The sequence below is a fragment of the Actinacidiphila glaucinigra genome (assembly GCF_900188405.1).
GTDB lineage: Bacteria > Actinomycetota > Actinomycetes > Streptomycetales > Streptomycetaceae > Actinacidiphila > Actinacidiphila glaucinigra.
Genome location: NZ_FZOF01000018.1, coordinates 20670 through 41989 on the forward strand (window position 1 = coordinate 20670; position 21320 = coordinate 41989).

The 21320-nt window shown below is 74.2% G+C and carries 18 protein-coding genes; 8 read left to right on the forward strand and 10 right to left on the reverse strand.

Translation table 11 applies throughout. The annotated features are described in order from the left end of the window. Nucleotides 1-124: 124 nt before the first annotated feature. Entirely contained in the window at nt 125-1372 is a 1248-nt protein-coding gene (locus tag CHF15_RS28315; RefSeq protein WP_089226729.1) for an MFS transporter, read from the reverse strand. 17 nt (nt 1373-1389) lie between these two features. Here CHF15_RS28315 and CHF15_RS28320 point away from each other — a divergent pair, with 17 nt between their 5' ends. Continuing rightward, on the forward strand, nt 1390-2613 hold the full coding sequence (locus tag CHF15_RS28320; protein ID WP_089226730.1) for an ROK family protein: 1224 nt from the start codon (nt 1390-1392) through the stop codon (nt 2611-2613). Nucleotides 2614-2640: 27 nt separating this feature from the next. On the opposite strand, the gene CHF15_RS28325 is transcribed toward CHF15_RS28320, so the two are convergent. After that, on the reverse strand, nt 2641-3537 hold the full coding sequence (locus tag CHF15_RS28325) for a DUF2797 domain-containing protein (RefSeq protein ID WP_179280000.1): 897 nt from the start codon (nt 3535-3537) through the stop codon (nt 2641-2643). 147 nt (nt 3538-3684) lie between these two features. On the opposite strand from CHF15_RS28325, the gene CHF15_RS28330 reads away from it, so the two are divergent. Genes CHF15_RS28330 through CHF15_RS28340 form a run of 3 tightly spaced genes read left to right on the forward strand, consistent with a single transcriptional unit; the run spans nt 3685 to nt 7333 of the window. Beyond that, the gene (locus CHF15_RS28330; RefSeq protein WP_410169664.1) at nt 3685-3993 is read left to right on the forward strand and encodes an SHOCT domain-containing protein; all 309 of its coding nucleotides are present in this window, start codon (nt 3685-3687) and stop codon (nt 3991-3993) included. Then, the gene (locus CHF15_RS28335) at nt 3990-4760 is read left to right on the forward strand and encodes an ABC transporter ATP-binding protein (RefSeq protein WP_089226732.1); all 771 of its coding nucleotides are present in this window, start codon (nt 3990-3992) and stop codon (nt 4758-4760) included. Before CHF15_RS28330 ends, CHF15_RS28335 begins: the two co-directional genes overlap by 4 nt. Continuing rightward, nucleotides 4757-7333, forward strand: a complete 2577-nt coding sequence (locus CHF15_RS28340) for an ABC transporter permease (protein WP_089226733.1) — start codon at nt 4757-4759, stop codon at nt 7331-7333. Before CHF15_RS28335 ends, CHF15_RS28340 begins: the two co-directional genes overlap by 4 nt. Before the next feature lie 65 nt (nt 7334-7398). Here CHF15_RS28340 and CHF15_RS28345 read toward each other — a convergent pair whose 3' ends face one another. Together CHF15_RS28345 and CHF15_RS28350 are read right to left on the reverse strand one after the other, a co-directional pair. Further along, entirely contained in the window at nt 7399-7956 is a 558-nt protein-coding gene (locus CHF15_RS28345) for an ATP-binding protein (RefSeq protein WP_089226734.1), read from the reverse strand. A gap of 190 nt (nt 7957-8146) precedes the next feature. Beyond that, the gene (locus CHF15_RS28350) at nt 8147-8455 is read right to left on the reverse strand and encodes a hypothetical protein (RefSeq protein ID WP_089226735.1); all 309 of its coding nucleotides are present in this window, start codon (nt 8453-8455) and stop codon (nt 8147-8149) included. Between the two features lie 158 nt (nt 8456-8613). Between CHF15_RS28350 and CHF15_RS28355 the strand changes: the two genes are divergently transcribed. The 3 genes from CHF15_RS28355 (at nt 8614) to CHF15_RS28365 (ending at nt 12503) form a co-directional block, all read left to right on the forward strand. Next, a complete protein-coding gene (locus tag CHF15_RS28355) occupies nt 8614-9711 on the forward strand; it encodes a PLP-dependent cysteine synthase family protein (RefSeq protein WP_089226854.1) in 1098 nt (365 codons plus the stop codon). A 93-nt stretch (nt 9712-9804) separates the two neighbouring features. Next, a complete protein-coding gene (locus tag CHF15_RS28360) occupies nt 9805-11205 on the forward strand; it encodes a hypothetical protein (RefSeq protein ID WP_143681650.1) in 1401 nt (466 codons plus the stop codon). A gap of 98 nt (nt 11206-11303) precedes the next feature. After that, complete coding sequence (locus tag CHF15_RS28365) at nt 11304-12503, forward strand: hypothetical protein (RefSeq protein ID WP_089226737.1); 1200 nt, start codon at nt 11304-11306, stop codon at nt 12501-12503. 15 nt (nt 12504-12518) lie between these two features. Here the strand turns inward: CHF15_RS28365 and CHF15_RS28370 are convergent, their stop codons facing one another. Both CHF15_RS28370 and CHF15_RS28375 read right to left on the reverse strand, forming a co-directional pair. Beyond that, the gene (locus CHF15_RS28370) at nt 12519-12995 is read right to left on the reverse strand and encodes an SRPBCC family protein (RefSeq protein ID WP_089226738.1); all 477 of its coding nucleotides are present in this window, start codon (nt 12993-12995) and stop codon (nt 12519-12521) included. Between the two features lie 25 nt (nt 12996-13020). Next, on the reverse strand, nt 13021-13884 hold the full coding sequence (locus CHF15_RS28375; RefSeq protein WP_089226739.1) for a DeoR/GlpR family DNA-binding transcription regulator: 864 nt from the start codon (nt 13882-13884) through the stop codon (nt 13021-13023). A gap of 248 nt (nt 13885-14132) precedes the next feature. On the opposite strand from CHF15_RS28375, the gene CHF15_RS28380 reads away from it, so the two are divergent. Then, nucleotides 14133-16433 carry a hypothetical protein gene (locus tag CHF15_RS28380; RefSeq protein ID WP_089226740.1) on the forward strand — a complete coding sequence of 767 codons (2301 nt, stop codon included), beginning with the start codon at nt 14133-14135 and terminating at the stop codon, nt 16431-16433. Here CHF15_RS28380 and CHF15_RS28385 read toward each other — a convergent pair. The 4 genes from CHF15_RS28385 to CHF15_RS28400 form a co-directional block, all read right to left on the reverse strand. Further along, the gene (locus CHF15_RS28385) at nt 16403-18835 is read right to left on the reverse strand and encodes a right-handed parallel beta-helix repeat-containing protein (protein WP_089226741.1); all 2433 of its coding nucleotides are present in this window, start codon (nt 18833-18835) and stop codon (nt 16403-16405) included. The genes CHF15_RS28380 and CHF15_RS28385 overlap by 31 nt on opposite strands. Before the next feature lie 167 nt (nt 18836-19002). Beyond that, on the reverse strand, nt 19003-19611 hold the full coding sequence (locus CHF15_RS28390) for an Rv1733c family protein (RefSeq protein WP_089226742.1): 609 nt from the start codon (nt 19609-19611) through the stop codon (nt 19003-19005). 135 nt (nt 19612-19746) lie between these two features. Further along, a complete protein-coding gene (locus CHF15_RS28395; protein ID WP_089226743.1) occupies nt 19747-20583 on the reverse strand; it encodes an MOSC domain-containing protein in 837 nt (278 codons plus the stop codon). 60 nt (nt 20584-20643) lie between these two features. Next, entirely contained in the window at nt 20644-21153 is a 510-nt protein-coding gene (locus CHF15_RS28400) for a DUF6643 family protein (RefSeq protein WP_018562685.1), read from the reverse strand. Between the last annotated feature and the right edge of the window lie 167 nt (nt 21154-21320).

Consider the following 21320-nt stretch of genomic DNA (forward strand, 5'->3'; position numbering starts at 1 on the left):
GGGCGATTGTGGCAGCCACCACCGACGGCCGGGCCGCACTCGCTCAGCGTGCGTGGCGACCTCGGCGGCGGTCCCGCGTGACGAGGCCGGGCCCCCTGGCCGTGGGCGGCATCGGACGGACGTGTCAGACGCCGGCGGCCGCCGACGCGTGCCGGGTCGTGTGCGCGACCACGGCGGCCACCGCCGCAAGAGCGGCGACCGTGGTGAGCGCGACCGGCAGCCCGAAGCCGTCGGCGAGGAAGCCGATGGTGGGCGGCCCGAGCAGGAAGCCCGCGTACCCCAGGGTGGAGGCGGTGGCCACACCGCCGGAGCCGCCGAGGGCGCCGGCCCGGCCGATCGCCACCGGGAAGACGTTGGCTAGCCCGAGTCCGGTGAGCGCGAAGCCGGTCAGGACGAGCCAGACCGTCGGACCGAACGCCCCCAGCAGCATGCCGGCACACGCCGTCAGTCCGCCGAGCACCACCGCCCGGGTCGGGCCGAGCCGCAGCAGGAGGGCGGTGCCGGAGAGCCGTCCGGCGGTCATCGCGAGGGCGACGGCGGCGTATCCGGCGGCCGCGAGGGCCGGACCGGCGTGCAGGTCCTCCTGCAGATGGAGCGGACCCCATTCGGCGAGCGCCCCCTCGCCGTAGGCGGTGCACAGGGCGATCAGCCCGAAGACGGCGACCATCCGCCGGGCGCCGCCGGGACGTACGCTGCCGTCCACGCCCTCCGCGGCGACGGCCGGCGGATCCGCGGGATCCGAGTGCTCCACGGGACGGGGGATCGCGTGCCGGAGCAGGAGCCGTCCGAGCAGCACGGTGGCCACGAGCCCGAACGCGGCGACGCCGACGAGGTGCTGGGCCGGCGTCAGCCATGCCGCCAGCGGTCCGCCGACACCCGCCCCGACCAGTCCGCCCAGACTGTACGCCGCGTGGAAACCGGGCATGATGGGGCGCCGCAGTGCGGCCACCAGGTCGACGGCGACGGTGTTCATCGCGACGTTCATGCCGCCGAAGCCCACGCCGAGCAGGAGCAGCACGAGACCCAGGGTGACGGGGGAGTGGGTGAAGGCAGGAAGCGCGACGCTCAGTGACAGGACGGCGCCGGTCCCGACGGTCACCTGCCGGGCCCCGAAGCGCCGGCACAGCCGCCCGCCGGGGATCATGGTCACGACCGCTCCCGCCGACACACCGAGCAGCGCGAGACCGAGCGCCCCCGCCGAGGCGCCGACCTGCTCCTTGACGGCGGGGATGCGAACGACCCAGCCGGCGAAGACGAATCCGTCGAGGGCGAAGAACGCGGTCAGGGCGACTCGCAGGCTCCGCAGCGGGAACGGCGGACTTGCGCGATCTTGCCCGGCGAGTACGCTCCGTATTTTGTTTAGGCTCGGCACAAAGTGAGAATAGGACTGTGACCCAGACTCGGACAAGGTTGGAGCGGGGCCGCGGTGCGCTCGGTCCCGCGCTCGCGCTCGTGCACACCGGGCGCGCGCCCACCCGCGCCGTGCTCACCGCCGAACTCGGTGTGACGCGGGCGACCGCGGGGGCCGTCGCCGCCGAGTTGGAGGCGCTGCGCCTGATCCGTGTCGACACCCGGCCGGGCGGACCCGCCGGGGCGCAGGGCCGGCCCTCGCACCGACTGGCCGTCAACCCCGAGGGGCCCGTCGTCCTCGCCGCGCAGATCCACGCCGACGGTTTCCGTGCCGCCCTGGTCGGACTCGGCGGCCACATCCTCGCGTCCAAGCCGGTCGCCATGACCGTGCCCGCGGATCCCGCCCGGGTCCTCGGCGCCGTGGTCGAGGCCGGCGCGGAGTTGCTGGACGCCGCCGGCCGGGCGTGCGCGGGCGCCGGCCTCGCCGTGCCGTCCGCCGTCGCCGAGCCGGAGGGCGCCGCGCTCAACCCCCTGCACCTCGCGTGGCCCGCGGGCGCACCGGTGCTGGACATCTTCCGCGAGCAGATCGGGCGGTCCGGCATCATCTCCCCCAACGGGGCGCCGCCGCCGTGCTTCGTCGGCAACGACGTCAACGTCGCCGCGCTCGCCGAGCACCGGCACGGCGCCGGACAGGGGGCCGAGCACCTGCTGGTCGTCGCCACCGGGCACCGCGGCGTGGGCGGTGCCCTCGTCCTGCACGGCAAGCTCCACACCGGCAGTGCGGGACTCGCCCTCGAGGTCGGCCACCTCACCGTCAACCCCGAGGGCCGTCCCTGCCATTGCGGCAGCCGCGGCTGCCTCGACGTCGAAGTGGACCCCCTCGCCTTCCTGGAGGCCGCCGGCCGCATCCCCGGCCCCGAGGGCTCGCTGCCGGACCAGTGCCGTGCCCTGCTCCGTGAGGAGTACGACGACCCCGCCGTGCGCAGCGCCGCCGACCGCCTCATCGACCACCTCGGTCAGGGACTCGCGGGACTGGTCAACGTCCTCAACCCCGACCGGATCCTGCTCGGCGGCCTGCACCGCTGGCTGCTCGACGCGGACCCGGAGCGACTGCGCGCCGTGGTCGCCGAACGCAGCCTGTGGGGACGCAGCGGCGGCGTCCCACTGCTCGCCTGCGCCCTGGACCACAACAGCCTTGTGGGAGCCGCCGAACTGGCCTGGCAGCCGGTGCTGGACGACCCGCTCACGGCGCTCGGCGCCTAGCCTCCCCAGAAAGCCACCGGCGGGCCGTCAGAACAGCGGCTCCGGGGGCGCGGTGGGCGGCGGCAGCGCCTTGGAGGGCGGCGCAGGCATGTCCTGCGCCGGAGAGGTCAGCGGCCATCCCGGCACCAGGCGGGAGTCGAGCAGCAGGACACCGCCGGCCGGTCCGGCGGTGCGGAGGTAGACGTCGCCTCCCGCCACGGCCACGACGGTGCCGCCCAGGGCGGTCCCCGGGGCGAGCCCGGTCACCACGGCGGTCGCCCGCGGTGCCTCGGGCTCCAGTCCGAACACCGCCGCGTGGTCGACGGCTTGGAACGCGGTGGCCGCCAGTGTGTCCCGCCAGTCGGGGACCGCGGCCGCCGCCTCGTGCAGCGCCCGCAGCTCGGCCTCCCGTGCGGCCGCGGGCGGCAGCGCGGCGCGGGCGGCACGCTTCGCGGACGTCGACACCCGGTCCGGGATGCCAAGCGCCGTCCCGAGGACCGTCTCGGTGCGGCGCGCGGCCATCAGCGGGCCCCGGCCGAGGAACGTGAAGCAGATCGCCGCCTGTTCGAGCAGCCGCGCGCTGCCCCGTTCGGCCGCAGTGATGCCGACCTTGCCCAGACCGGGGCCGAACCAGGCCAGGTACACCGCGAAGGGCCGCGGGTCGTCCAGCCGCGTGTCCGCGGCCACGGAACGGGAGCGGTCCAGCGCCGCGCACTGCTCGCACTGGTCGCGGCGCGCCTGCGCGGGAAGCTCCGCGGCCCGCGGGCACGGGGTCCAGCGCCCCGAACGCCACACGCCCGTGCACCGCCGTACCGCGCCCGGTTGCACGGCGAGCGCCAGCGGGTCGCCGAGGCGCACGGGACTGCGCCGGTCGCCGAGGCGGGGGTGCCACCAGGTCCACACCGGGCCCCCGGACACCCATCGCAGACCCGTGCATCGCCACATGATCCGCATGCTAGGCGCAGGCACCGACAACGGCCGTACTCCCCGGGTGGTACCCGAGGTGCCGCTGGCCGTACGACGACCGGCGGCGCCCGGCGGACCAGTCTCGTGGTGTCGGGAAACACGGCATCACCAAGGAGACGCATCGCAATGGACGCCACCGCACTGACCTCGCTCGCCGACCACTGGGACGGGGGACCCGGCCCCTGGATCCTGTTCTTCCCCCTGATCTGGGCCGCCGTCATCGCGGGCGTCGCATTCCTGCTGCGCCGCACCATGTGGCGCCGGGGCCTGGGCCGCGGCCCCTGGCACGCCAGTGCGGCGATCGGCGAGCACTCGCCGATCGCCGCACTGGGCCGCCGCTTCGCCGCGGGCGAGATCGACGAGGACGAGTACCGGCGCCGGCTGTCCGTCCTGGACGAGCAGTTCGGCCGCTTCTCCAAGGGCGGGGAGCGATGACCGCCGCCCGCGTCGTCGACGCCGTCAAGACCTACGGGACGGGTGACGCCCGAGTGCGCGCCCTGGACGGGGTCACGGTGGGCTTCCCCGGCGGACGGTTCACCGCGATCATGGGCCCCTCCGGATCGGGGAAGTCCACCCTCATGCACTGCGCCGCCGGTCTGGACACCCTCACCTCCGGGACCGCCTGGATCGGCGACACCGAGCTGGGCGCGCTCGGGGACCGGCAGTTGACGCTGCTGCGCCGGCAGCGGGTCGGCTTCGTCTTCCAGTCCTTCAACCTGCTGCCGACCCTGACCGTGGCGGAGAACATCACCCTGCCCCAGGACCTGGCCGGTACGGGGACGGACCGCGAGTGGGTGGACGCCCTGATCGACGTCGTCGGCCTGGGCGACCGGCTGCGGCACCGCCCGAGCGAGCTCTCCGGGGGCCAGCAGCAGCGCGTGGCGGTGGCCCGTGCGCTCGCCGGGCGGCCCGAGGTCGTCTTCGCCGACGAGCCCACCGGCAACCTCGACTCGCGCTCCGGCGAGGAGGTGCTGCGTCTGCTGGGGCGGGCCGTCCACGACATGGGCCGCACCGTCGTCATGGTCACCCACGACCCGGTCGCCGCCGCCCACGCCGACGAGGTCGTCTTCCTCGCCGACGGACGCCTGGTGGACACGATGGCCGACCCGACCGCGGAGAAGGTCCTCGACCGTATGAAGGCCTTCGACTCCTCCCGCGACACGGGTCGCGGCACCGCACCACGGCAGCGGGTGACGTCGTGAGCGCGCCGACCGGACCGGCCCGCGCGTCGCTGCGGCTGAGCCTGTCCTCCCTGAGGGCCCACAAGCGCCGTTTCGCCGGCACCTTCCTGGCGGTCTTCCTGGGTGTCGCCTTCCTCGCCGGCACCATGGTGATGGGGGACACCCTGCGCGCGAGTTTCGACACACTCTTCGCGAACGCCAACAGCGGCACCGCCGTCGTCGTCCGCAGCGCCGACGTCGTCACCGTCCCCGGGGAGGGACAGGGCACCCGCGAGCCCGTGGACACCGCGCTCGTGACGCGGCTGCGCTCCGTGCCCGGGGTGGCGGCGGTCGCGCCCGCCATCGAGGGCGCCGGTCAGCTCGTCGGCCGCGACGGCGAGCCCGTCGGCGGCCAGGGTCCGCCCACGCTCGCCGGGAACTGGATCGACGACGCCGGGCTCAACCCTTACGTCCTCGCCGAGGGCCGCGCCCCCAGGACCTCCGGCGAGGCCGTGGTGAACCGCGCCGCGGCCGAGAAGGGCGGGCTGGGCCTCGGGGACACCACTGTGCTGCGCACCCCTGATCCGCTGCGCGTGACCATCGTGGGGCTGGTCACCTTCGGCGGCGAGGACGGCATGGGCCAGTCGACCTTCACCGGCCTCACCCGCGCCGACGCCGAGCGCCGGCTGATGCCGGCTCCCGGCCGGGCGTCCACGATCAAGGTGCGCGCGGATTCCGGTGTCGGCCAGGAGGAACTGGCGAGGCGTGTCGCGGGCGTGGTGCCCCACGGCGTCGAGGCGGTCACCGGGCAGCAGGCCGCGGACGAGAACCTCGACCAGGTCTCGGGGCGGTTCCTGTCGCTGTTCACGACCCTGCTGACGGTGTTCGCCGGGATCGCCCTGCTGGTGGCGACCTTCAGCATCCACAACACCTTCGCGATCGTCGTCGCCCAGCGCACGCGGGAGAACGCCCTGTTGAGGGCGCTCGGCGCGTCCCGGCGCCAGGTGCTGGGCTCGACCCTCGCCGAAGCCGTGGCCGTGGGGCTGGCCGCCTCGGCCGCCGGGCTCCTCGGCGGGATCGGCATCGCGGCCGGGCTCCAGGCGCTGTTCCCGGCCGTCGGATTCCCCTTCCCGGAGGGTGAACTGGTCGTCGGCGCCACCGCGATGGCCGTACCGCTCGGCGTAGGCCTGCTGGTGTGCGCCGGTTCGGCCGTGCTGCCCGCCGTCCGGGCCGGCCGGACGGCGCCGCTCGCCGCGCTGCGCGAGACCGCTGTCGACCACTCCGGCGCCTCGCGCGGACGGGCACTGCTGGGGGCGGTACTCGCGGCGGCCGGTGCCGCGGCGACCGTGGCGGGCGCGGCGGGCACCCCCCAGGTGTGGCTCACCTCCGCAGGAGCCGCCCTCGTCGTCGTCGCGTTCGTGGTCCTGGGGCCGGTCGCCTCCTCGTACGCGGTACGCGTCCTCGGCGCACCACTGGCGCGGCTGCGCGGCGTCACCGGGGCGCTGGCCCGGCGCAACGCACTGCGCAGCCCGAAGCGCACCGCGGCCACCGCCACCGCGCTGATGATCGGCGTCGCCGTTGTGTCGCTCTTCACGGTCTTCGGCGCCTCGCTGAAGGCCACCATGGACCGGACCGTGGACCGGTCCTTCGCCGGGGACGTCGCCGTGACGGCCTCGGGGTTCGGTGCGGGTGCGGGCGGTCTCAGCCCGAAGCTCGCGCCCGCCGTGGGAAGGCTGCCCGAGGTGGCGACCGCGGTCGGGCTCGGCAAGGGCGTCGCCGAAGTCGACGGCGGTGGGCGGCAGCTGACGGTCACCGACCCCGTCGCCCTGACCCGGGTGCTCGATCTCGGAGCCGTCGACGGTTCGCTGAGCGGCCTCGGCCGGGACGGCATCGCCGTCTCCCGTCAGGAGGCGGACAAGCACCACTGGGCGCCGGGCAGCACCATGGTGCTGGCCTTCGCCGACGGCGCCCGCCGGCGCTTCACCGTGCGCGCCGTCTACCAGGAGGCGGGCCTCGGCGGCGACTACATCGTCACCCGTACCGCCTGGGAACCGCACAAGGTGCAGGATTCCGACGCCCTCGTCGCCGTCGCCTTCAAGGACGGCGTCGCGCCGGACGACGGACGGGCAGCCGTCCAGGAGGCCGCCCGCGGATACGGCAACCCCGAGGTGCAGACCCGCCAGGAGTACGCGGAATCCGCCGCCTCGGGCGTGGACATCATGCTGACGCTCGTCTACGCGCTGCTCGCGCTGGCCGTCCTCATCGCGCTGCTGGGCATCGCCAACACGCTCACCCTGTCGGTGCACGAACGCACCCGCGAACTGGGGCTGCTGCGGGCGGTCGGGCAGACCAGGAGCCAGTTGCGGTCCATGGTCCGCTGGGAGTCGGTCCTGGTCGCCGCCTTCGGCACGGCCGGCGGCCTGGCGCTCGGGGCGTTCCTCGGCTGGGCGCTGGTCAAGGCCTCGGACTCCGCGGGCACGAGTGCTTTCGCGGTGCCGCCCGGCCGGCTCGCGGTCGTGCTGCTGGTCGGGCTCGTCGCCGGGGTCCTGGCCGGATGGCGCCCGGCCCGGCGCGCGGCGCGTCTGGACGTACTGAGGGCCATCGCCGCGGAATGAGTCCGCCGACGACGGCCCGGAGGGCCACGGCCGCCGTGCCCCTCGAGGGGTGCGGCGGCCGCGCGTCAGACCAGAACCGGTTCGGCCGCCGCCGGGACCAGCCGATCGAGCACCGGCGGCCAGGCCTCCGGCGTCTCGGGGAGCACCGGCAGCGTCCGCGGGGCGACCTTGCGGACCACGGCCGCCGAGACCTGCTCGATCATCGCCCTGGGCGAGACGGTGGCCTCGGCCCGGAGCGTGAACCACACGACCTTGCCACCGTCGTTGAGGGTCTCGGTGCCCCAACTGTCGCTCATCGACACGACCATGGCGAGGCCGCGGCCGCAGGTGGCCAGGGGCTCGAACTCGCGGACCCGCGGCAGGCGCGGATCGTTGTCCGAGACGGCGACGGTGAGCCAGCCGGAGGCGAAGCTCAGCTCGACGGAACAGCGCTTGTCCGGCCGGGCGTGCCGGTGGACGTTGCCGAGCAGTTCGGTGATACCCAGCAGAGTGGGGTCGGTCAGGGGGTCCAGCCGCCAGTACCGCAGCTGAGCGGCGACGATACGGCGTACCTGCTGGATCCGGGACGGCAGTGCCTCAAGTTCCAGAGCGCACTGCCGCTTACTGCCTTCTGAGCTGATCACGGCTGCGACTCCCTCCGCGGTGGAGGGCGCGCCCCTGTGACCGGGGCATGCCCCGCCCGCATGGAATGGGAACACCTTTGCGGGTTTGCTGTGAGTGACTGCTGCAGTGACTCCGTGACGCCACTCAAGGATCACCCCGATGGATGCTTACCGCAACTCCGTGAACGCGGAGAGTGCCGTTCCGTTCGCGTCAACGGCGCGCGACCCGCTCCCGGGCGGTTCGCAGGGCGTCCAGGAAGCGGCCCGCCGAAGCCGTGCCCTGCTTGCGCAGGGTCAGGAAGTAGCCCGTGCCGTTGAGCCGGGTCAGGGTGCGCCGCCGCACGGCGAAACGCGGGGTCAGGGCGTGGACGTCCTCCACCGGCGCGCTGTCGATCTCCCGCCCGCGGCTGGTGAGCAGCACCAGGCGGCCGTCCTGGATCACGACCTGCCCGCCCCGGGTGAGCGACCTCAGCCGCCGTCCGATCCGTACCCCTGTGGCGCTGAACTCCGCTTCGGACACGGCGCATCCCCTCCTTCGTCCGGTCGCAGTCTGCCCGCTCCGGAGGGCGCCGCACCAGCGTCTGCCTATGATCGGGACACAGGCGCGAGGGGAAGGCGGCGCAGGTGGGCGGCAACGAGAAGGGTGACCGCGAGGACCGTGGGAGGACGACGGAGGCCATGTCCACCGTCGATGTGGACCGGACCGACCCGGACTACCGAGGATGGCTCAAAGAGGCCGTGCGAAAAGTCCAGGCGGACGCCAACCGCTCCGCCGACACCCACCTGTTGCGCTTCCCGCTCCCCGATGCATGGGGCATCGACCTCTATCTGAAGGACGAGTCGACCCACCCGACCGGCAGCCTCAAGCACCGCCTCGCCCGCTCGCTCTTCCTCTACGGCCTGTGCAACGGCTGGATCCGGCCGGGCAAGCCCGTCATCGAGGCCTCCAGCGGCTCGACCGCGGTGTCCGAGGCGTACTTCGCCGCCCTGGTCGGCGTGCCGTTCATCGCCGTCATCCCGCGCACCACGAGCTGGGAGAAGCAGCGGCTGATCGAGTTCCACGGCGGCCGGTGCCACCTGGTGGACGACCCGCGGACGGTCTACGAGGTGTCCGCCCGCCTCGCGCAGGAGAGCGGCGGCCACTACATGGACCAGTTCACCTACGCCGAGCGCGCCACCGACTGGCGCGGCAACAACAACATCGCCGAGTCGATCTACCAGCAGCTGCGCCTGGAGCGGAACCCCTGCCCGGCGTGGATCGTGGCGACCGCCGGCACCGGCGGCACATCGGCCACCATCGCCCGCTACGTCCACTACATGCAGTACGACACCCTGGTGTGCGTCGCGGACCCGGAGAACTCGGTGTTCTTCGACGGCTGGGTGAGCGGTGACGACGCCGTGTGCTGCGAACGGGGTTCGCGGATCGAGGGCATCGGCCGCCCCAGGGTGGAGCCGAGTTTCGTGCCCGGTGCCATCGACCGGATGATGAAGGTGCCGGACGCGGCCTCCGTGGCTGCGGTGCGCGCCCTGGAGGCGGCCATCGGGCGCAAGGCCGGCGGGTCGACGGGGACCGGACTGTGGAGCGCGTTCAAGATCGTCTCGGAGATGGTCGCGGCGGGCCGCACGGGCAGTGTCGTCACCTTGCTGTGCGATCCCGGCGACCGGTACCTGGACAAGTACTACTCCGATGCCTGGGTCGCCGAACAGGGCCTGGTCATCGGGCCGTACGCCGCGACCATCGACGCCTTCCTGGCGGCGGGGGACTGGCGGGACTGACCCGGTCCGTCCGTTCCGTTCTGTTACGTCGTGGTCACCCGGGGTCCGCCGGAGTACCGCCTTCCCTTCTCCGGGCGCTCTTAGCGTCCCGATATGACGATCTCTCAAGTGGCGCCTCCGGCGGTCGCGCCGCCGCCCCCCGCGCCCGGTGCGTCCGCACCGCCGGCGCCCCGGGCGCCGGTGCCGCCCGTCCGGGCGCGGCGCCGGCGCATGCCGCCTCCGGCGCGGCTGGTCGTCCAGGCGACCGCCGCACTCGTCGCCGTCCTCGCCCTGTGCCTCGCCGTGGTTGTCGGGGCCGTCGCCGTCCGGTCGGACGCGGAGCGGCTGCGCGACACGTCCGCGCACCGCGCCGCCGTCGCCGCCGAACTCGGCTTCGCCCTCGCGGACCTGGACGCCCAGCGCGCCAACCAGCTGGTGCCCGGGCACGCGGCCGACGACCCCGAGGTGTCGGTCGGCAACCGGCTGCTCGCGCTCATCACCGCGCAGCAGCGCCGTGCCCAGGCCAGCGACCTCCTGCGGCAGCTCGGCGGCGACGAGGCCCACGCCGCGCAGGTGCGCGGCATCCTCGACCTGCTCGGGCGCTACGACGACGCCGGCGGCCGTGCCGCCTACGTCGACGAACAGCACCACGAGCGGGCCGCGGGCCACCCCCCGGCGGTCGCCGTCGCGTTCTCCGCGGAGGCGGGCGACATCATGCACAGCCATCTGCTGCCCAAGGTCGCGACGCTGGCGAACGCCTACGACGCGCAGGCCGTCGCGGCCTCACGCACCGCGCAGGACGCCGCATGGGGCTCGGCCGTGGCCGTGGGCGTCCTCGGCCTGGTCGCCGTCGCCGTACTCCTGTGGTGGCAGCGCGACCTGGCGCGCCGTTACCGTCGCGTGCTCAACCCGGCGCTGGCCGCCGCGACGGCCGTGGCGCTCGGTGTCACCCTGGCCGGGGTGGTCTCCTTCACCGGCGCCGCCGCCGACCTCGACGCCGGTACCCGGGACGGGCTGCGCCCCTGGTCGCGGCTCGCGCAGGCCCGTGCCGTCGCCGCCGAGGCCGCCGCCACCCAGAGCCGGTGGCTCGTCAACGGCGCGGAGCCGCAGCAGCGCGCCGAACTCGACGCGCTCAACCGGCGGCTGGAGGGACTGCTCGCGCCCGGTGGCTGGGCCTCGGCGGACGAGCGTCGCGCGTACGCCGACGTCAACGAGCGCTACGGGCATTTCCGCGCCGACGACCGCAAGCTCGTCGAGCTGATGGCCGGCAAGCGGATCGACGAGGCGGCCGTGGTGCTCACGGACGTCGGCCGCGGTGAGGTGGGCTTCGACTTCTGGGACTTCGCGACCACCCTGGACGCCCTCGCCCGGGACCAGCAGGCCGACTTCGTCTCGCGCACGGACGCCGCGCGCTCCGGGCTCGACGGCTGGCCCGCCGTTCCCGCGGGTCTCCTCGGCGTCGCGGCGGTACTCGTCGTCGTGGGGGTGCGGCCGCGGCTCGCGGAATACCGCTGAGGCGCCGATCGCGGACGCGGCGGGGCCGACGGGACTTGTGGGAACCTGTGTTCGGCCATAGAAAGTCCTGTCAGCCCGCCCTTGTGAGAGAGCCTCCGGTGACCACCTCCCCGCCGTCCCCCGACGACGTCCCCTCCATTCCCGACGACGTCTGGGACCGTTTCGTACAGGACTCCGAGGCGGAGATCCGCGCGTCCGCGCCCAAGGAACCCTCCGCGCGCGCCCGTATGGTCACCGAGCGGCTGCGGCAGCAGGACGAGGAGGCGGCGCGCCGCGGCAAGCGCAGGGGACGCGGCAACCCGCCGCCCGCGCGGCCGGAAGGCTGGCGCACCGGCCCCGCGGTCTACGGGGTCGAGGAGCGCGGCCACCGGCGCGGCCGTTGGCTCGGGCTGATCGGTGTCCTCGCCGCCGTCGGGGTGCTGCTGTTCGCCCTGAACCCGGGCTGGGCGCTGGACTCGATGCGCGGCGGCGACGGCGGCGCGGCCCCGGACTCCACGCCGCTCCCCATCGAGACGGCGGAGCCGACGAGTGCCCCTTCGAAGGAGCCGTTCCCCGGCACGCCCACGCTCCAGGACCCGTTCGCCGGCTCTCCGGCGAAGCAGTACGCCGACGGCGCCGCGGGGATCGTCCCGCCGAAGGCGTGGCCGGCCGGCTGGATGACGTCGGCGCAGGTCACGTCGGCCCTGAAGAACGTCAAGGCGTATCTGGTCGACACCAACCTCGACCCCGCGACGCTTCGGGGCGAACGCCCGGACGCGGCCCTGGGGATGCTCGATCCGAGCCAGCGCGAGACGCGCACCCGGTTCGAGACGGCCTTCCGCGAGCCGACCGAGAAGAACGACCCGCTCCGGCTCGCGGTGCGCTTCAAGCCCTCCGAAGTCGCCCTGGCGGGAGACGTGGTCAAGGCCCGCGGCCGGATGGCCTTCACGAAGGGCAAGGACCGCGCCGTCGTCGTCCACGCCGACTACACCTTCGTGTACCCCGTGGTGAAGGCGGGGTCCGGATCCACCGAGGTCGCCCGGACGATCATCCGCCGCATCCTGGACGTGGAGTTCCCCGACCCGTCCCGCTACCGGGTCACCCCCGGCAAGTTCGCGATCACCCGGTACGACGACGACATCGCCAACTCGGCCTGTTCCGTCCACGACGGCTGGCTCCACCCGCAGTTCGCCTCCGACGCCTCGCAGGGTGACGACGCCGATCGGTCGGGGCCCACCGTGGACCCCTACGACCGCAGCAGGGACCTGGCGGCCGAGCGGTCCGGGCCCGGGGACTGCGGCACCGTCTCCCGCACCTGAGGCCCCCGGACCCGCTCAGGAGGCCAGCCGGCGGTCCAGCGAGCGGACCGCGGAACGGAAGGACAGGCCCAGGCCCGGCCGGGACATGAGCAGGAAGGCGCGAAGGGCCGGCCGGCCGTCGGCGGCGAAGGTCCAGCGCACACGGGTGCCGCCGGCCGCGGTGGGGGAGAGCGCCCACTCCTCCAGCAGGGCGCGCAGGCCGGGGGCGTTGGTCGCGTCGACCCGATAGGCGAAGCGTCGCGGGGGTTCGTCGGCGAGGACCGTCTCCTCGAAGCGGATTCCCCCGCGCAGCCCGACCGCGCGGCCCGTCGCGGTCGGCACGGCGGCCGTGACGGCGTCGAACCACGCCGTCCAGCCCTCGGTGTCCTTGGCGAGAGCGGTGTGGACGGCGTCGGGCGGCGCCGCCGCGTCGGCGGCGAAGACGAGACGGAGCGGCGCTGAGACGAGGAAGTCCAGGTCCACCTGGCGTGTGGGGCGCAGTCGGCGCGTCATGCGCCGTACGGTAGTTGATGGACCGTCAGTTGTCTGCGGGACCCTCGCCCGTGCCGGTGCCCGGCTCCGAGTCCCCCGGCTCTCCGGCGACGACGAGGTCCGACAGGTGCTCGGCGATCTCCGCCCGGAGCACCTCGGGGATGCCCGCGTCCGTGACGAGGGTGTCCACGTCCTCCAGTGTGGCGAAGGAGCTCAGGCCCACGGTGCCCCACTTGGTGTGGTCGGCGATCACGACCACCCGGCGGGCGGAGCGGACGAAGCGCCGGTTGGTCTCCGCCTCGGCCAGGTTGGGGGTGGACAGGCCCGCCTCGACCGAGATCCCGTGGACGCCGAGGAAGAGCAGGTCGAAGTGGAGCGAGCCGATCGCCCGGTCCGCGACGGGGCCGACGAGGGAGTCCGAGGGGGTGCGCACACCGCCGGTGAGGACGACGGTCGCGGCGCCCTCGCGGCCCGCGGCCGCGCCGCGGGCCGCGGAGTGGAAGACGTCGGCGACCCGTACGGAGTTGGTGACCACGGTGAGGTCCGGCACGTCGAGCAGATGGTGGGCGAGGGCGTACGTCGTCGTGCCGCCGGTGAGCGCGATGGCGCTGCCGGGGGTGACCAGCCGCGCGGCGGCGCGGGCGATGGCCTCCTTGGCCCCGGGTTCGAGGCCCGCCTTCGCCTCGAAGCCCGGCTCGTGGCTGCTGGCCGGGGCGACCGGCACGGCGCCGCCGTGGACCTTCTCGACCACGCCCTGACGGGCGAGCGCGTCGAGGTCGCGGCGGACGGTCATGTCCGAGACGTTCAGCCTCCGGGTCAGCTCGTTGACCCGGACCCCGCCGCGCCGCCGGACCTCGTCCAGGATCAGCGCACGCCGCTGTTCCGCGAGCAGGTTCTGGTTGTCGCTCACCCGAGGTCCCGTCCCATCCTCTGATGTGATCCCGATGCTGCCCGGACCGGCAGTCTCGCCATCCTTCCACGACCTCCCCCGCGCGACGGGGGGCGAAAGGGGCGGGGTGACCGGTCCCACACGCACCGCGTGTGACACGTTCGGGTGGCATTCGTGAACACCTCTGTCCAGTACTGGTACGTGTGCCCGATTCTGAATACGCGCGATGCCGTACGCGCGCCACGGGGAAAGTACGGGAGGCGATCGCGATGCGGTCGGATACGGTACGGACGGAGCTGTCGCTCGAGCTGCTGGTCCACGGCGTCGGCGGGACGACGCCGCAGACGATGCTCAACGACCCGCGCATCACGCGCGTCTGCGGTGACGACACCGCCGGGATCTACCGGCGTGCCGCCGACGCCGACGCGGAGCGCCGCTCGCCGGAGTACGGCGAGGGCCCGGTGCCCGACGCCTACTCCTGGTGCAATCTGACGTCCGGGGACGGCAGTCGCGCGCTCTGGCTGCTCCTGCTCCCCTTCATGGTGGCCAATCTGGCCCACTGGATGCGGCCGCCGGTCTCCCGGCCGGGCCTGGACCGGGCGTACGACGTGCTGGTCCGGCTGCTGGCGCTGTCCCTGACGGTGCTGCTGGTGGCCGCGGCCTGCGAGGTCGCGATGGACCTGGTGGCCTGGCAGTGCGCGGGCAACGCCGCCTGCGCGGGCGGCAAGAGCTGGCTCTCCTTCCTCGCCGCCGGCGAGCCTGGGCGCCGGATCGCCGCCGGGGCGGCGCTGCCCGCCGGGCTGACCCTGCTGCTGTGGTGGCTCTCCCGGCGGACCTGGTACGCCTACGAGTCCCAGCGGCCCCTGCCCGGCGCGCATCCCGACGAGCGCGAGGGGCCGGACGTCACGCCGCTGGCCCGGCGCGGCTTCTGGTACGGGCGGCGGCTGGTGGCCCGGCTCCGTGCGGCCCACACGGCGGCCGGGCTGCTCGCGGTGGCGGTCGCGCTGGTCGTCCCCCCGCTGGAACGGGACATGGACGTGGGCGGGATCCGGATACTCGCCGCCGTCGGCTGGCTGCTGACCGGCGCCCTGGCCGGGTTGACGGTCGCGGTGGTCGCCGTGACCTGCGGCATGGGACGCAGCGAGCACGCGCCGGACGAGGCCCTGGATCCACGGCTGGCGCGGGTGATGCTCGGCGGGACGGCCGCCGCGCTGCTGGCCGCGGCCGGATACGCCTGCTGGCACCGGCCGGGCTGGAGCGCCGCGGGGCGGCTGCCGTCCGGGGAGGCCTTCGGCTGGCTCGCCCTCACCCAGGGGCTGTTGCTCGTGGCGCTCGCGTGCGTCGCCCGTCTGATGCACCGCTCAGGCGGCGGCCGGGCGGAGTTGCGCGGCCTGGGCGGACCGGCGGTGGCCCTGCTGGCGTGCTCCCTCGGCGGGGTGCTCACCGGAGGGATCGCCCAGCGGGTCGCGGACTGGCTCGACCGCGGTGCCACGCCCGGCAGCGGGGGCGGCGTCGTCGCCGGGCCGCCCGTGCTGCTGTCCTGGCAGGCCTCGGCGATCCCGGTGCTGCTGCTGGTGCTGGCCGTGGTGGTCGTCGTGCGCGGCAGGCGGCTGCTGCGGCGGACCCGGGCGTTGGTGCCGAAGGTGGAGGCGGACTACCCGGGGGAGGAGCACGAGCCCGCGCGCAGCCGCCAGATCGCCATCGCCCGCGCCAGGGCGGAACTCACCGACCAGGCCGCCCTGTTCATCGGGGTCGTCGGGATCGTGGCCTTTCTGCTGGGCGCGGGGGCGCTCGCCGGGGCCTGGCTGAGCGGCGCCGTCCCCGGGCGCGCCGGGGCCGGCGCGCCCGGATGGGTGCGCACGGTCGCCGAGACCGCCCAGAACCTCGGTTCCTGGCTGGTCGGCGCCGGCGTGGTCGCCCTGATCGCGCTCGGCCGCAGGGCCTACCGCGACGCCGGGGCACGCCGCACCGTGGGCATCCTCTGGGACGTGGGCACTTTCTGGCCCCGCGCCGCGCACCCCTTTGCCCCGCCCTGCTACGCCGAGCGCGCCGTGCCCGACCTCACCTGGCGCATGACGACCTGGACGCGGGCGCACCGCGGCCGGATCATCCTCTCCGGGCACTCCCAGGGGAGCGTCCTGGCCGCGGCGGCGGTCTGGCAGCTGGATCCGGCGACCCGGGCGAGGATCGCCCTGCTCACCTACGGTTCTCCGCTGGGACGGCTGTATGGGCGCTGGTTCCCGGCCTACTTCGGGCCCCCCGCCCTGACCTCGCTCCACGGCGAGCTGCACGCCTGGCGCAATCTGTGGCGGCGTACGGATCCCATCGGCGGCCCGGTCCACCTCGACGAGCCCGGGCCACCGGTCGACCGTGCGCCGCTGCCCGATCCTGCGGCGTACGGGCGGACGGAGGAACACCCGCTGCCCGCGCCCCTGCTGACCCACTTCGACTACCAGGCCGATCCGGCCTTCGCGGCCGAGCGCGGCGCGCTGCTCGGCTGGCTCCAGCGGAACACGGAGGGGACGCTGCCCGTGCAGGGTCAGGGCAGCGGGGGGAGGTCCTCGGGGTAGAGCAGCTGCAGCTCCTCATGGCTGGGCTCGCTGATCCGGGCGAGCCGGCCCGCATGGCGCTCGACCATGGCCTCGAAGGTCTGCCGGGCGGTGCGGCCGTTGCCGAAGGCCGGGCCCTTGGGGATCGCGGTGAAGTACTTGTACAGCGCCTCGCCGGTGTCCTCGGAGAGCTGGTACTCGTGTTCCTCGGCCTGGGCCCGCACGATCCGCAGCAGTTCGACCGGGGTGTAGTCGTCGAAGGTGATGGTCCGCGAGAAGCGGGAGGCGACACCGGGGTTGGCGGACAGGAAGTGCTCCATCTCCGCCGTGTAGCCCGCGACGATCACCACCACGGCGTCGCGGTGGTCCTCCATCAGCTTCACCAGGGTGTCGATCGCCTCCCGCCCGAAGTCCCGGCCGGAGTCCTCGGGGGCGAGGGCGTACGCCTCGTCGATGAACAGGACCCCGCCCCGGGCACGTTCGAAGGCCTCCTGGGTGCGGATGGCCGTCGAGCCGATGTGCTCGCCCACCAGGTCGACGCGGGCCACCTCCACCAGGTGGCCGCGCTCCAGCACGCCCAGGGTGGCCAGGATCTCGCCGTAGAGCCGGGCGACGGTCGTCTTGCCCGTGCCCGGGGAGCCGGTGAAGACCAGGTGGCGGCGCGGGGAGGGGGCCTTGAGCCCGGCCTCGCGGCGTCTGCGGCCCACCGCGATCAGGTCGATCAGGGAGCGCACCTCACGCTTGACGTTCTCCAGGCCCACCAGCGCGTCGAGTTCGGCCAGGACCTCGTCCGAGGGCCGGGTGTCCCCGGCCGGGGAGGGGGCGGGCACGGACGCCGCCTCGGTGCCGCCGGTCGGTGTCACCGGCAGCCCGCCGAGCAGCCCGAACGACGCAGCCGCGGGCTGCCGTTCGCCCGCCGGAGCGGGCACACCCGGCGATTCGGGCACGGTACGGCGCTCACCGCTCTGGTCCCCGGTGCAGTCCTCCGTCACCGGGCCCGGCTCGGCGAACTCGTAACCGCCGCGCGCACAGCGCTCCGTGCGGCAGCGGGTGAGCGTGGAGCGGCACCCGTCGATGATGTGGAAGCCGTAGCCCCGGCTGCCCGTGACCCTGCAGCCGGTGAAGGTCCCGCGGCCCCCCGCGGAGACGTAGAACCCGGCCTCGGCCGGGTTGGTGACGACGCAGCGCTCCAACGTGGGGTCGGCGCCCTTCGTCACGATGACACCGGTCGCCGTGTCGTCGATGGTGCAGGCGGACAGCGTGCCGCCGCTGCCGTGGTCGCGGAACCAGGCGCCGGTGGAGGCCTCGCGGATGCGGCAGTCGTCGAGTTGCACGGTGGCGCCGTCGCTGACCGAGACCGCGGTGTTGCGGACCTGGGAGATGTCGCTGTCGACGACGTCGGCGCGTGAGCCCCGGTCGAGTACGAACAGGGCGTCGGGCACGTCGTGCACGCGGCAGGAGTCGAGGACGACGGCCGCGCCGTCGCTGACCCAGACCGCCGGGTAGTCGCCCTGGCTGTCGTGGATCTCGCACTGGTTGGCGTCCACCCGGGTGCCCGGGTCCCAGACCGACAGCCCGTTGCGGCCGAAGCGCCGCACCGTGGTGCGGGTGAGGGTGAGGACCGCGCGGGAGCGCAGGTCGACGGCGTTCTCGGGCACGTCGTGGATGTCGCAGTCGGAGAGGGTCAGGACCGCGTCGGTGTCCAGGGTGATGCCGTCGCCGGTGGTGCGGTGCACCTGGCACTCGGTGAGGTGTCCGGCGGCGCGCGAGGCGACCTGTACGCCGGTGCCCTTGACCTCGTACACCTCGCAGCCGACGGCCTCGGCCACGGTGCCCTCCCCGGTGAGGGAGATCCCCGCGCCGGAGGCGTTGCGGACCCGGCAGCGTTCCAGCCGGGGGGAGGCGCCGCCGCGCACCGAGATGCCGGTCTGGCCGGCGGCCACCACCTCGCATTCCTCGAACAGGCCGCCCGCGGCCTCCAGGACGCTGATCCCGAGCCCGGCCGGGTTGTCCACGGTGCAGCGGCGTACGGTCGGCCGCGCCCCGTCGCGGACCTCTATGCCCACCGCGGAACGGGTGCTGACCCGCAGTCCGGTGAGTTCGGGCGTGGCGCTCTCGACGAGCAGGGCGGCGGCGGAGGTGTCCTGCCCCTCGACGGAGAGGTCCTGGACCGTCGCCGCGGCGCGGACGGTCAGGGCGACACCGGCCGGCGGGGCGATCCGCACGGAGCCCGGCCCCTCGGCCGCGCGGAGCGTTATGACCTTCTCCACGACGAGGTTCTCCCGGTAGGTCCCGGGGTTGACCGAGAGCACGTCGCCCTCGGCGGCCGCATCCAGGGCCGCGGCGAGGCTCTCGTACTCTCCCGTGCGGCGGCGCCACCGCGAACTGCTGGTGTGCGTCACCTGAACCACGCCGTGTGCCATGGAGATGCTCTGCCCCGTCCTCTTGCACTGCGCCGACCTGGGGGCCTCCACGGTAGCGCGCGCCGGGCGCGCGCCAGCACCCAGATGCTGATGGATCACCTGATGGATCCGGCCGGATGAGGCCGATTGCGGATGATCGCAAGCACCGGCGTGCGTACCCGGTGTGGTCAGCCGCCCGCTCCGGCCCGGCCCCAGCTCTGGCCGGCCGCGGCCCACTCGCGCTCCCACTCGGCGAGCCTGCGGCGCATCAGCTGCCACATGAGCAACTGGCGCCCCATCAACCCCAGCACGCTCGCGGCGAGGAAGGTGCCGATGCCGGCGAGCATCGCGTGCGTGGTGGCGGAGCGGGAGTCCAGGGGAGCGGGTGCGGGCACGGCCCCGGACTTGTCGGTCCACATGGCGACGTGGTCGCCCTTGTCGTGGGCGGCGCCCACCCGCACCTGGGCGGTGTGGACGTGTCCGTCCGGCGCGGTCCAGCGGACCACGGCGTCGCGGCGTTCCTCGCGGACGCGGCCGGACTCGGGGTCGGGATCGGCGGCCTCACGCGGCCCGGCCTTGAGCACCACGGCGGCGACCTGCGTGCGGTTGGCGTGCTGGACCCTGACGGTGTGCTGGAGGGAGTGGTCCACGGCCAGCCCGGCCGTCAGCCCCGCGGCCGGCGCCCCCAGGACGATGGCGCACCCCGCCGCGACCCCCGCACAGGCCTCGAACACGTCGGAACGGCGGCGCAGGCTGTTCTTCCGCCAACGCCACCACCGCACGTGCGTGGCCGTCATCGGTCGTCGCACCCCCTATCACCGTCCAAGTACCGCACATGGCACGGCACATGCGCGGCATGGACCGGGCGGGAGGGGGCCATCTCACGCCGGCACCCGCCGGGGCCCGGACCGTGCCGCGGTCTCGGGACGCGTTCAGTCCATTGACAACAACGCGTCGCCCACCCGGAGTGTTCCGGGTCGTACGGGCACGAGATTCTGTCCGAAAACCAGTCTGCCCCCGAATCTGCGGTGGCGCGCGAGGGTGCGCAGCGGCTCCCGGCCGCGGAGCGCCGTGTCCTGGTCCGTCGTCGTCACCACGCAACGTCCGCAGGGCTTCACCACGCGGAATTCGACTTCCCCGATGCGGATCCGGGTCCAGGTGTCCTCGGCCCAGGCGTCGGTCCCCGCGATCACGGCGTTGGGACGGAAGCGGTCCATGGGCAGCGGCCCCTCCCCGGGGTGGTCGCCCGCGGCGATCAGCGCGTTGAGGGCGGCCAGCGAGGCCTCGGTCGTCACGAGCAGGGGGAAGCCGTCGGCGAAGCTGACGGTCTCACCGGGGAGTGCGTAGTCCGGGTCGATCGGGCGGCGGCGGCCGGGGTCGTCGAGGTGGACGAGGGTGACCTCCACCCCCAGGTACCCGGCGAACCAGGCGGCGGCCGCCTCTCCCGCGGGTACGGCCTCCACCTTGTCGCCCCATATGTGCACCGGGACCGTCGTGGACGGTCCCGGTACGGCGATGTCCAGCAGCGGCATCCCCGGGGCGGTGAGCAGCAGCCCACCGCCGGGGGACGACTCCGCGCGCGCCAGGGCCAGCCGGGGCTGCTCGCGCTGCGTGACACATCGTCCCGCAGCGTCGGCGAGCATCCACCGGCGGTCTCCGGCGAGCCCCCACGGCTCCACCTCTGCCTCGGACAACCGCTGTCCACCGAGTGACTTGACGGGGTGGACGTGCAGTGCGCTGAGGCGGGGTGTCGGCGTCGGAGTCGTCATTCCGCCATCGTGCCAGGCGGCGCGGTCACCCGTCGGCGGGGACCGGGCCGCCCGTGGGCGTCAGCCCGAGTAGTAGCCCTGGCCGAGGTTGCGCCGCTGGTACGGCTGCTCGTCGTAGCCGGTGGGCGCCACGGGGCGCGGCGGCGCCGGACGCGGGGCCGCGGCGGGACGCACCTGCTCGTAGCCGGCCGGGCCCTGGTACTGCTGCGGGGCCTGCTGCGTCTGGTACCCGCCGTTGAAGGCCGCGGGCCGGGGCGCGGTGGCCTGCTGCGGGATGTAGGGCGCCGGCGCCTGCTGCAGCTGGGGCTGCTGGTAACCGGGCGCCGAGTAGCCGGAGTACGACGGCGTGCTCGGCGCGGAGGAGTGGTGGGAGGGACCGGCGGGCAGCGCGGGGAGCGCGGCCGGCAGGGCCGGGAGATTGCTGCCGGTGGTCTCGTACGCGGACGGGACGCGGATCGGCGCGATCTGGGGGGTGCCCCGCTCTGCGACCAGGCTGTCGTAGATCGGGGTGTCGGGGAAGAACGGCGACGTGTAGTAGCCACCGCCGTAAGAACCGCGGGGGGAGGTCATAGCCCATAAGTTAAGCCCACGATGTGCTGGTTGGGGAGACCGATTAGCAGGTCATTTCATGTGCAGTGAGTGACGGCTGAACCTTATTGCCATCGAATCGGAGGAAATCGGTCCGTGGCCGCCGTTCGGATCCCGTAAAGGCGCTGGGCCTGGGGCGTTACCCCTCG

Coding starts and splice junctions, on each gene's coding strand:
- CHF15_RS28390 (WP_089226742.1), bottom strand. CDS start 19,611: ATGACGGCCACGCACGTGCGGTGGTGGCGTTGGCGGAAGAACAGCCTG.
- CHF15_RS28335 (WP_089226732.1), top strand. CDS start 3,990: ATGACCGCCGCCCGCGTCGTCGACGCCGTCAAGACCTACGGGACGGGT.
- CHF15_RS28385 (WP_089226741.1), bottom strand. CDS start 18,835: ATGGCACACGGCGTGGTTCAGGTGACGCACACCAGCAGTTCGCGGTGG.
- CHF15_RS28330 (WP_410169664.1), top strand. CDS start 3,685: ATGGACGCCACCGCACTGACCTCGCTCGCCGACCACTGGGACGGGGGA.
- CHF15_RS28380 (WP_089226740.1), top strand. CDS start 14,133: ATGCGGTCGGATACGGTACGGACGGAGCTGTCGCTCGAGCTGCTGGTC.
- CHF15_RS28355 (WP_089226854.1), top strand. CDS start 8,614: ATGTCCACCGTCGATGTGGACCGGACCGACCCGGACTACCGAGGATGG.
- CHF15_RS28400 (WP_018562685.1), bottom strand. CDS start 21,153: ATGACCTCCCCCCGCGGTTCTTACGGCGGTGGCTACTACACGTCGCCG.
- CHF15_RS28325 (WP_179280000.1), bottom strand. CDS start 3,537: ATGTGGCGATGCACGGGTCTGCGATGGGTGTCCGGGGGCCCGGTGTGG.
- CHF15_RS28370 (WP_089226738.1), bottom strand. CDS start 12,995: ATGACGCGCCGACTGCGCCCCACACGCCAGGTGGACCTGGACTTCCTC.
- CHF15_RS28395 (WP_089226743.1), bottom strand. CDS start 20,583: ATGACGACTCCGACGCCGACACCCCGCCTCAGCGCACTGCACGTCCAC.
- CHF15_RS28360 (WP_143681650.1), top strand. CDS start 9,805: ATGACGATCTCTCAAGTGGCGCCTCCGGCGGTCGCGCCGCCGCCCCCC.